The 10,000-nt window shown below is 49.4% G+C and carries 12 protein-coding genes and 1 tRNA gene; 8 read left to right on the forward strand and 5 right to left on the reverse strand.

Features of this window, described 5'->3' with window-relative positions:
• The 4 genes from LDL35_RS03130 to LDL35_RS03145 all read right to left on the reverse strand — a co-directional run.
• On the reverse strand, positions 1-461 hold a 461-nt coding region (locus tag LDL35_RS03130; protein ID WP_304019402.1), incomplete at its 3' end, for a DUF5803 family protein.
• A complete protein-coding gene (gene thrC / locus LDL35_RS03135) occupies positions 416-1,624 on the reverse strand; it encodes a threonine synthase (protein WP_304019406.1) in 1,209 nt (402 codons plus the stop codon). The genes thrC and LDL35_RS03130, both read right to left, overlap by 46 nt.
• Positions 1,625-1,699: 75 nt before the next feature.
• Entirely contained in the window at positions 1,700-2,326 is a 627-nt protein-coding gene (locus LDL35_RS03140) for a response regulator (protein WP_304019408.1), read from the reverse strand.
• Positions 2,326-2,685 (reverse strand): roadblock/LC7 domain-containing protein, encoded by a 360-nt coding sequence (locus LDL35_RS03145; protein WP_304019410.1) that lies wholly within the window; start codon positions 2,683-2,685, stop codon positions 2,326-2,328. Before LDL35_RS03145 ends, LDL35_RS03140 begins: the two co-directional genes overlap by 1 nt.
• 223 nt (positions 2,686-2,908) lie before the next feature.
• On the opposite strand from LDL35_RS03145, the gene LDL35_RS03150 reads away from it, so the two are divergent.
• The 5 genes from LDL35_RS03150 to LDL35_RS03170 all read left to right on the forward strand — a co-directional run bounded on the left by LDL35_RS03150 (position 2,909) and on the right by LDL35_RS03170 (position 6,166).
• Positions 2,909-2,981: transfer RNA gene (locus tag LDL35_RS03150), tRNA-Pro, on the forward strand.
• Positions 2,982-3,002: 21 nt separating this feature from the next.
• Positions 3,003-3,857 (forward strand): damage-control phosphatase ARMT1 family protein, encoded by an 855-nt coding sequence (locus tag LDL35_RS03155; RefSeq protein WP_304019412.1) that lies wholly within the window; start codon positions 3,003-3,005, stop codon positions 3,855-3,857.
• Positions 3,858-3,916: 59 nt separating this feature from the next.
• Positions 3,917-4,372 (forward strand): NfeD family protein, encoded by a 456-nt coding sequence (locus tag LDL35_RS03160; RefSeq protein ID WP_304019413.1) that lies wholly within the window; start codon positions 3,917-3,919, stop codon positions 4,370-4,372.
• Positions 4,373-5,458 (forward strand): SPFH domain-containing protein, encoded by a 1,086-nt coding sequence (locus LDL35_RS03165; protein WP_304019414.1) that lies wholly within the window; start codon positions 4,373-4,375, stop codon positions 5,456-5,458.
• A gap of 72 nt (positions 5,459-5,530) precedes the next feature.
• Positions 5,531-6,166, forward strand: a complete 636-nt coding sequence (locus LDL35_RS03170) for a response regulator (RefSeq protein ID WP_304019416.1) — start codon at positions 5,531-5,533, stop codon at positions 6,164-6,166.
• Positions 6,167-6,178: 12 nt separating this feature from the next.
• On the opposite strand, the gene pap is transcribed toward LDL35_RS03170, so the two are convergent.
• Positions 6,179-7,675 (reverse strand): polyphosphate:AMP phosphotransferase, encoded by a 1,497-nt coding sequence (gene pap, locus LDL35_RS03175; protein WP_304019418.1) that lies wholly within the window; start codon positions 7,673-7,675, stop codon positions 6,179-6,181.
• A 98-nt stretch (positions 7,676-7,773) separates the two neighbouring features.
• Between pap and LDL35_RS03180 the strand changes: the two genes are divergently transcribed.
• From LDL35_RS03180 to LDL35_RS03190, 3 genes are all read left to right on the forward strand, one after another.
• Positions 7,774-8,496: a YkgJ family cysteine cluster protein gene (locus LDL35_RS03180; protein WP_304019420.1), complete on the forward strand. Its 723-nt coding sequence runs from the start codon at positions 7,774-7,776 to the stop codon at positions 8,494-8,496.
• A gap of 201 nt (positions 8,497-8,697) precedes the next feature.
• Positions 8,698-9,243 carry a tryptophan transporter gene (locus tag LDL35_RS03185; protein ID WP_011448606.1) on the forward strand — a complete coding sequence of 182 codons (546 nt, stop codon included), beginning with the start codon at positions 8,698-8,700 and terminating at the stop codon, positions 9,241-9,243.
• On the forward strand, positions 9,240-10,000 hold a 761-nt coding region (locus tag LDL35_RS03190; RefSeq protein ID WP_304019423.1), incomplete at its 3' end, for an ABC transporter ATP-binding protein. The genes LDL35_RS03185 and LDL35_RS03190, both read left to right, overlap by 4 nt.

Genomic DNA, 10,000 nt, shown 5'->3' on the forward strand with positions numbered 1-10,000 from the left:
TTCCAGGAGATGGTTGTGGTTGTGTTCCCTTCTTCGAGTTTTGACCCTGATGGCTGGATGGATGTGAGGAGGGGGTTTGTTACCATGAACGGCCGGGGGATGCTCACCGTTACATTTGCCGGCTCAGTAAAGAGGAACTGCATGGTGTTTGCATTCACCATGGCTTCATAGGAGATGGAGTAGTTGCCCTTGGGAAACGTGAGGATCCCCCGGTCAGGAGTGAGCGGGAGGATATCTGTCTCATTTCGGACCGTGAGGTTTTTTGTCTCCAAGGGTATCCGCTCACCGACCATCCCTGGCTGAATCAGTTCATACCGGTCGGTGTTATTGACCAGAACGACAGCAGAGTATCCTTTCCCATCTTTATCAACGGTTGCCGAGAAGGTAATCCCGGCTACCGGCAGGACACACAGGATCAGAGCTGTAAGGCAGAAAGCAGTGATTCGAGTGTAGCGTCGCATTCGATTGGTGGAGCACATTGTTTAATTACCGTTTCAGGATCCTTGAGCAGGTGGCCGGTGACCACGCATACGATACGCTCGTCACGATCGATGACCCCGGCCTCAACCAGTTTCTTGACACCTGCTACTGATGCCGCTGATGCAGGTTCTACACCGATCCCCTCTTTTTGTGCAAGATCGCGCTGCATAGCCAGAATTTCTTCATCGGTGACAAAATCTGCGGTCCCCTTACTCATCCGGATCGCATGAAGGACCTTCTCTGCATTGACCGGGGCACCGATACGGATGGCGGTTGCTACGGTTTCAGGGGATCCTTCCGGAATGACTTCAGGCAGGTTCTCTTTAATTGCCCGGACTACGGGTTGGGAACCTTCTGCCTGGATACCGGTCATCATCGGCATCTTGTCAACAAAACCGAGTTCTGAAAGTTCAATAAGCCCTTTGTAGACGGCAGAAATGTTCCCGGCATTCCCAACCGGCAGAACCATCCGGTCAGGGACCTCACCGTTGAGCTGATCGATGGCTTCAAATCCGATGGTCTTCTGCCCTTCGAGCCGGTAGGGGTTGACAGAATTGAGCAGGTAGATACCTTTTGTCTCACACAGGTCGCGGACCATCTCCAGTGCCCGGTCAAAGTTACCATTGATAGAGATGACTTTTGCTCCATGCATGAGTGCCTGGGCAACCTTTCCAAGAGCCACTTTCCCAGACGGGAGCAGGACGATGACCGGGATACCTGCTTTTGCCCCGTATACCGCAAGTGATGCCGATGTATTTCCGGTACTTGCGCAGGCCACTGATTTCATTCCCAGCTGGAGAGCCATCGAAACGCCGACGGTCATGCCCCGGTCCTTAAATGATCCGGACGGGTTCATCCCTTCGTGCTTTGCATACAACTCCTTAATGCCAAGTTCCTCTCCGATACGCTTGAGATGGTACAGGGGAGTTCCTCCCTCCTGCAGGGTAACCGGCTCACCAGATACGGGAAGCAGTTCACGATATCTCCAGACCGAAATCGGGCGTTTTTGCCAGTCCTTCCTGGTAATATTGATATTGGCAAGGTCGTACCTGACCTCAAGAAGGTGTCCGCATTTTTTGCAGGTGTATATCACGGCATCAGACTGGTATGTTGCCCCACAACCGATGCACACGAGATCAAACATAGGAGAAGAGGTTAGCTTGTATTCTTACTTCATAGTGTGGGAGATGTCAGGAAGAAGAGAGGGAAAAAGAGGGTGTCAGGCAGCTCCTGAAAAGATCTCGCGGATCTGGATCAGCCGCTGCTCCTGGAATTTCATATTGGTTTCCATACTTTTTATGGCGATATTGATATCATCAGAGAACTTCATCGACGGGTATGAGAGATCATAGGTGGATGAGAGGAGTTTCAGGAGCCGTTTGGTGATCTCGGTACTCTTTACCAGCCTTCCATATTCATTGATGAGAGCATCCTCAAACCCGCCTTCCTTTGCCCTGGTCATATCCTCGGCGATCTGCTTTCTTCGGTTGATGACCCCTTCGATTGCGGCGTAGAGTTCGGAATGCGTGACCGGCTTTAAGATATAGTCCTCGATATACATTCCATACTCCTGTGCCTCCTGTGGAGTCAGCTGTTTTGCCGTCAGCATCATGACCGGAATGTCTTTTGTTGCAAAGTTCTGCTTGATGGCGACAAGGGTCTCCCAACCGTCCATGGGCTCCATCATTATATCAAGCAGAATCAGGTCCGGTGTTACGGTTTTTAACAGATCAATACCTTCAGGGCCGCTATTTGCCGAGTATACTGTATAGCCCCCTCTTTCCAGCATGGTTACAAAAATATCGACGATGAACGGGCTGTCATCGATCACCAGTATTGTTGACATCAGAACGTTCCTCCCACGTCTTCCGCAATCTCCCGGAGCATTCCGGTCATATGTTTCAGGTCCCAGGCAGGGTCTACCAGCGCTGCTAACAGTATCTTTTCTCCGGCCCCCATAATGATGAGTATCCCGTCAGAAGAATGGATGGTCACCATATCAGGAGACTGGACTTTCACGATGACGGCTGCCGACTCTGCAGAGGCCAGAAGTGTTGCACACATCGCAGCAAACCATGCTTCATTAAAGTCACCGGCAGAGTACCGGCCAAGCATAATACCGTCACGGGATACGAGTGCACATAATCTGACCCCTTCAATCAACCTGATACTCTCAATTATACCTGCAATCTTCTCTTTTAGCATACCCGGCTCCCGCTACCTGCTGATAATACGATATAGTCACAGAGCTATATTATTTAATGGTTTGTTGTTTTGCCTTATGAGGATATCAACCATGTCATGGTACAACGCCTAATGGACGTATGCGTAACCCGCGATCTTTTCCTTGATATCCTGCTCCTGCCTGTCGGAGTGCAGAATACTATGGTTAAGTACATATGGGACAGCTGAGAAAATAGTATGGAACGGGGCCATAGGGTAGCCTGGCATCCTAGGAGACTGGGGGTCTTCTGACTCGAGTTCGAATCTCGATGGCCCCATTTTGTTTTTCGGGTAATGATATGATACATGACCCACGCTGTTATGATTGCCTTTTATCCAGAGTTGATCTGGAGATTGAACTGGCAAAAGCTGATAAAAAGAAATATTCAGATATTCTTGAGCACGCAGAGGAGATTATCCGGTTTTTGCACAAAACTCCCTGGACCCATCCGATGGTTGCGTCTGCTCTGCACCGTAATATCTATCAGCGGCTGAATAACGATGATCCTTTTTATGCGCTCAAGCAGGCATCCGAAGAAGTTTCCATTCAGATATTACGGGCCGTATCCGGGCGTCTGATCGGCTTTCGGGAGTATGTTATTGCCAGCGTGATCGGGAATATGTTTGATTACGGAGTGAAGGATCACGAAGTCAGGAGTGATTTTGTATCGTACTTTGATTGGGAATTTTCAAAGGGTCTTGCCGTTGATGATACTGACCGGATACTCCCGCTCTGTAGTGATATTGTCTACTTTACAGATAATTGCGGTGAGATTGTCTTTGACCAGGCTCTTATCTCCTGGCTTGCTGCACATGGCAGCCGCATAACGCTGGTCGTCCGGGACAGGCCGATTCTCAACGATGCAACCATGGAAGATGCCATCCGTCTGGGTCTGGACAAGAAGGTTGCCCGGCTGCTTACAACAGGTGCAGGGGTTGAACACGGGATTCGGTTTGACCTGATGTCAGATGAACTCCGCCTCGCGCTTGACCGGTGTTCGCTTATCATCTCAAAGGGGATGGCAAATTACGAGAGCCTTCGCGAAGAGCAGGGTCTTCCCCCGGTTGCGTATCTCCTGGCAGCGAAATGTGATCCGATTGCTGAAGAGCTTGGGGTGAAACGAGGGGATAAACTGGCTCTGCTGAGAAATTGAGATTCCAGTCTTAAATTACATATACACAGCTTTTTCTTCCATCCTGACAAGAATACCATATGGTTTTTGAAGATTTCTCATATGGATGGATCATCGTCCTCTTTGGTGCATTGTTCTTTGTCCTTGAGGTCTTCTCTCCGGGGTTTTTTCTCCTGGTCCCGGGAACAGTCCTGCTCATCATCGGCGTGCTGGTGATACTCGGGGTTGATATCTTTTCATCGACGTATGGTATCGTGTTGGGCATTGTCATCGCCCTTCTGGCAGCCATAGTGACGGTGTATCTGTACAGCCGTCTGACCCCTGGTGATGAAAAACCACTGACTATCAGTATGGATTCTCTGGTGGGACGAACCGGCAGGGTATTAAATCCTGCGGATGAAGAAACCCTGTCTGGAAAAGTATCTGTTGAAGGTCAGATATTTAGTGCGAAATCAAAGTCCGGCATCATCCCTGAAGGAGCAAAAGTGAAAGTTATTGCTTCGCAGGGTGTGCATATTGTTGTGGAGGAGGAATAAATGGCAGTTTTTGAAACTCTTGTAACCCTGTTTCTGGTAATTGTAATTCTGATCATCTTTGCCCGCGGTGTGATTATTGTCCAGCCGTATGAGCAGGGCCTGCAGATTCGTCTCGGGAGATATATCGGGAGGATGAATCCCGGTTTTCGGTGGGTTATCCCTCTCATCACCCAGGTCGTCAAGCTGGATCTCAGAACTCTGGTGATGGATGTTCCAAGCCAGGAGGTGATCACGAAGGATAACTCCCCGACAAATGTTGATGCAATTGTATACATCCGTGTGGTTGATCCTGAGAAAGCCTTCTTTGAGGTCTCAAATTACCGGATGGCAACCGTTGCCCTTGCACAGACAAGTCTTCGTGGCATTATTGGTGACATGGAGCTTGATGAAGTGCTCTACAACCGTGAGAGCATCAACACAAGACTTCGTGACATCCTTGACCGCGAGACCGATCAGTGGGGTGTTAAGGTTGAACGTGTTGAGATCAAGGAAGTTGATCCGGTTGGGACGGTTAAACAGGCAATGACTGAACAGACCGCAGCAGAACGGGAGCGGAGAGCTGCAATTCTTCGTGCCGATGGAGAAAAACGCTCTGCTATCCTGAAGGCAGAAGGTCTGAAGAAGAGTATGATCCTGGAGGCTGAAGGAGAACGGCAGAGTAAAATCCTGAAAGCTGAAGGAGAACGACTGTCACAGATCCTGCGTGCACAGGGAGAGTCACAGGGTCTGCGGATACTCGCACTCGGGTCCAGGTCCCTTGATAAGCGTGCAATTACGGTCCTTTCCTTTGATGCATTAAAAACGATGGCAAATGGCCAGGCAACCAAGATCATCTTCCCGTTCGAGATATCAAGCCTCATTAAACAGGGCGCGAAGTATCTGGGCGCGACAGAATCCATGGATGACAAGGAGGTGTATGATGTTCCGCTAGACGAGAGTCTTCTTGGTGATATTCCAACCGCTGAGCGGATCATGGAAGTTGTCAGATCCATTGAGGATGAGACCCGGGCCATCATGAAGGAGGATGTCAGCCCTGATCAGAGTGCGGGACTCACCGATGTTGATGAGAAAAAACTGATATCATGATAGCGGACAATACTGTCTACAATAATACCGGGGTGCGGTGAACCGTATCAGGTCCCAGGGGTGTGAAGAATTGTGGGGAAAAGACTAAAAGTCCTGTATGTTGATGACGAGGCCCTCCTGAAGATGGCCTTTGTCGAAACCCTAAAGCAGCAGGGGTTTGATGCCCGTGGTGCACTGAGTGGGCAGGAAGCCATTACTATGGTCTATGAGGATGTGCCTGATATCATCATCCTCGATGTCATGATGAAGCCGATGGACGGGTGGGAGACCCTTTTACATATCAAGGAGCATGAGCAGGCACGGAATGTTCCGATTATTATGCAGACCGTGAAAAGCCTGACAATAAAGGATGTCCTCCGGTATGGTGACCAGATTGATGATTATCTCATAAAACCTGTCCGGCTTCCTGACCTTATCAGATCAATCGACGGAGTCGGGGCAAGGAATACTGAGATAAATCGTGAAAAGGAACGTGCCCTGCAGAACGGGGGCAGTCCTGCAGATGTTGACGAGTATGGGGAACTCTTAAAACGTGTGCAGGTAGAGCAGCGCCTTATTGAGATTCTGGGAAGAATATACCCGATTCAGCGTGACGGGACAATAGAGACCGATCTTGAGATTCCTGAGCTGCACGAATTCGTCCATCGGTTTGAAACCCATAAGGCCCGGTGTGAAGAACTTAAAAATAAATTATTTTCCGGTTCCTAAAGAGGCCGGATATTATTTTATCTCTTTTAATTGTTTCTGCAGAGCCGAGCGGACGGTTTCCAGAACTGCTATTCGTGCATAATACTTATTGTTTGCAGGAATTATCGTCCATGGGGCCTGTATGGTTGTTGTCCGACGGATCATGGCATTGACCGCACTTTCATACTGATCCCATTTCTCCCGGTTTCTCCAGTCTTCCTCAGTTATTTTCCAGTTTTTCTCCGGGGTATTCTGACGCTCCTCAAATCGCCTGAGTTGCTCATCTTTGTCAATGTGCAGCCAGAATTTTATAAGGATGGTTCCTTCTCTGGTCAGTTCATCCTCCATGACATTTATCTCATGGTATGCCCGCTGCCATTCGGACTCTGAACAGAACCCCTCAACCCGCTCCACCAGTACCCGGCCGTACCAGCTCCGGTCAAAGATGGTGATATAGCCTTTCCTTGGGAACCGGGTATAAAACCTCCACAGGTAATGGTGCATCTTTTCCCAGTCATTAGGGGGGCCAATGGGCTCTACCACATATCCCCTGGGATTAAACGACTCTGCAAGCCGGATAATACAGCCTCCTTTTCCTGCGGCATCCCATCCCTCGAACACAATGGCAACCGGAATTTTGTTATTATATATCTCAACCTGAAGATTACGAAGTTCTTCCTGAAGACTCTGAAGGATCGGTTTATATTCTGGACGAGTATAGCTCTTTGTCAGATCAGTTTTTTTCAGAATCGACGCCTCTTCGGTCTCTGACATCGTTTTGATCAGGTAGGTCTGGCCCTGCTCTTTCTTTCCTCCTTCCTTTTCAGTAAGCCAGCATTCGACTGCCGAATTAAAGGTCTGTAACACTCTCACATACCCGTACTTCATCGACTCTGCTTCAACTATGGTCCAGGGTGATGCCGGCATGTCTGTCTTCATCAGCATCCGGTCTATCATATAGAAGTCACGATGTACCATGTATATGCCTTCTTTTCTGCGAAGGTATCTGGCCTGCATGGTGAAGGGACTGTCTTTAATGACATTGAGACGCCTTTTCTGTTCTTCCTTACTGATATGAAGGAAAAATTTCAGAATGAGATTTCCATCACTGATGATCTGTGCTTCAAAATTATTGATATCTTCAATACATGATCCGGGGATCTCATCCATCCGGAGAGAGTCATACCGCTCGACGATGGTTGAGGTATACCAGGACCGGTCAAAGATAGCAGTCTGACCATATGACGGAAGCCGTGACCAGAACCGCCAGAACATATCATGATCACGTTCGATGTCATTCGGCTCGGCGATTGGGTGAATCCGGGTTCCACGGGGATCAAGCACCGGCTGCAGCAGGTTGATTATCCGGGTAATACCTGATCCCCGCCACCCCTCCATCACTATGATGACCGACTTACCCCATTTTCTGACTTCCCGCTGCAGTTCTGCAGTCCGTGCTTCCAGGGGTTCGACGATTGATGCGTATTGTCCCTTTGGTATCCTTCCGGTAAGGTCAAAGGCTTCTAGCATGTAATTTCTGATTAGTGAATCTGGCTATTATAGATTGGCCAGTGGTACAATATCAGTCATCGTCACTACTATGCATCAGAATGGCTGAGTACTGAGAAATGTCTGATTCCTATATCAGCCGGGAACTCTCCGGTCTCATGGTCGAGCAGGACCTTCTTCTGAAATGGCATGAGCGGGATCTGGCAGACATTATCAGTGATGTGGGATTTTCCTGTCTTTTGTGTGGTCGATGCTGCACGACGGAGTTTAACGGGCATGTGTTTCTGCTTGACGCCGATGCAGAGCGGGTCATGGCCATGGATCCTTCCCTCCTGATACCGGCACCTGAATTTGAGCTGGCTGACGAAGAAGGGAATTTTTACGTCTCCGGCTATGCCCTTACGGTACGGGAGGACGGGTCCTGTATCTTTCTTGCTGATACCCGGTGCAGGATATATGATGAGCGCTTTACCATCTGCAGGATTTTTCCGTATATGCTTCACCGTGAGCCGGACCGAAGGAAGAACCTGGAGTTTCGACAAATCAGTGGTCTTAATGAACATGGTGAGTACCATTGTCCGATATCAGAGGATGATGCTCTAACTTTTGCCAGGGAGACCATCGCCTATGAGAAGGCATATCTGGCACAGATGATCGGGTTTTACCAGGCAGTCCGTGCTCTCTTTGAGCAGAAGAATACCCGGCATATCAGGGCAGTGTACGACCGCCGGATACAGGAGTTTCGAAAGGGTGCAGCACTTGTAGTGTATGTCTGGTACCTGGGATCATTTGTTCCGGTTACCGTGCGCCGTGAGGACTATCTGGGTTTTGGGTGGCCATAAGGGCATGAGACGTGTGGGAGACCGGATAACCTTCTTATAGGTCAATGTATAATTTCATACATAGATGACTCAACATGTCCATCATCTTCGTCGGGGTGCATGTCCGGGTTCGCCCCGTTATTGGCGATGACACCAAATTCGTATATGAACGGTATTGCTTTTCTGAATACATTCTGACATACATTTACTATCATTGATACTATGAAATCACAGGATATTGCCATTGTCGGCATTTTACTTGCGGTCGGTGCAATTGCACGGTTCGCCGCCTTATACGCACCATTACCACCATTCCTTGTACCGAACTTCGTCATTGTTTTCTACTGCCTGGCTATCATGCTGGTCGTCCCGAAATTCTCCCAGGCTCTTGGGATTGGGTTTATCGGCGGTATCATCAGTGCTCTTATCAGTCACTCGATATTCCCGCCAGGAAATCTTATCAGTGAGCCAATCGGAGCCGTTGCCTGTCTGCTTGTCTTCCAGGCACTGAAAAATCGGTTTGCTGCAGCACCATCCGTTGCAACTCTGGTCGCAACCTTCGCAAGCGGGATCTCCTTCCTCTGTGTGGTGATGCTGCTGGTGATGGTCGCACCTGGTCTGCTGTTCAAGGCATTCAACTATGAAAGCCTGTATGCCTTCTTTAGTGCCATGATGGTCATGATAGTCATCCCGACTGCAATTATCAATACCATTATCGCACAGATTCTGTACGTTCCTGCATCACGGGCATTATCCCGGAGATCATGATACTTGCAACAGCGCTCAGCTATACGTACCCGGTTGGAGTCCGTCCGGCTCTCCGGGACATCACTCTTTCTATCGGGGCCGGAGAACTCGTCCTGGTGACCGGTCCGACTGCAGCCGGAAAAACCACGCTTTGTTATGCCCTGTCCGGCATCCTTCAGCATGAGTTTGGGGGGATCTGTTCCGGGTATCTTGCTCTGAACGGCAGGCCGGTGACTGAGTATGCAGGTGTTGGTGAACTGAACCGGTATGTCAGCATGGTCTTTGATGATGCAGATTCCCAGCTCATCTTCACCAGTGTTGAGGAAGAACTGGCATCAGGCCTTGAGACAAGGATCGATTCAAAGCAGGAGATAGAGGATCGGGTCAGAGATGTCATGGAACTCTGCGGTATCACCCATCTTCGTGAACGTCCCCCCTATGCCCTCTCCGGCGGTCAGAAACAACGGGTTGCCATTGCCGCTGCCCTTGCGATGGATACTGACATCATCATCCTGGACGAGCCGACATCAGAACTTGATGTTGTTGCCACCACCCGGATTATTGAGATCCTGCAGGATCTGAAGGCCAGAGGGAAGACCATCATCATCGTGGATCATTCCCTGGAAGGGTACCGGAATGTTGCGGACCGGGTTATCGTTATGGAAGAGGGTCATATCAGCAGGGAAGGAACCTTTGATGAGATCTTCCCTGAAGCGCAGGGCTCGATGAAAGCCCTCTACACCGATCCAGATCTTAGGCCATATTCACCGGTGAATCG

Origin of the sequence: Methanospirillum hungatei, from assembly GCF_020216685.1 — an archaeon.
GTDB classification, from domain to species: Archaea; Halobacteriota; Methanomicrobia; order Methanomicrobiales; family Methanospirillaceae; genus Methanospirillum; species Methanospirillum hungatei_B.

What these genes read in the sequence shown, in the direction of transcription:
- thrC (WP_304019406.1), bottom strand. Translation starts at nt 1,624, where the DNA reads ATGTTTGATCTCGTGTGCATCGGTTGTGGGGCAACATACCAGTCTGAT.
- LDL35_RS03140 (WP_304019408.1), bottom strand. Translation starts at nt 2,326, where the DNA reads ATGTCAACAATACTGGTGATCGATGACAGCCCGTTCATCGTCGATATT.
- LDL35_RS03145 (WP_304019410.1), bottom strand. Translation starts at nt 2,685, where the DNA reads ATGCTAAAAGAGAAGATTGCAGGTATAATTGAGAGTATCAGGTTGATT.
- LDL35_RS03155 (WP_304019412.1), top strand. Translation starts at nt 3,003, where the DNA reads ATGATACATGACCCACGCTGTTATGATTGCCTTTTATCCAGAGTTGAT.
- LDL35_RS03160 (WP_304019413.1), top strand. Translation starts at nt 3,917, where the DNA reads ATGGTTTTTGAAGATTTCTCATATGGATGGATCATCGTCCTCTTTGGT.
- LDL35_RS03165 (WP_304019414.1), top strand. Translation starts at nt 4,373, where the DNA reads ATGGCAGTTTTTGAAACTCTTGTAACCCTGTTTCTGGTAATTGTAATT.
- pap (WP_304019418.1), bottom strand. Translation starts at nt 7,675, where the DNA reads ATGCTAGAAGCCTTTGACCTTACCGGAAGGATACCAAAGGGACAATAC.
- LDL35_RS03180 (WP_304019420.1), top strand. Translation starts at nt 7,774, where the DNA reads ATGTCTGATTCCTATATCAGCCGGGAACTCTCCGGTCTCATGGTCGAG.
- LDL35_RS03185 (WP_011448606.1), top strand. Translation starts at nt 8,698, where the DNA reads ATGAAATCACAGGATATTGCCATTGTCGGCATTTTACTTGCGGTCGGT.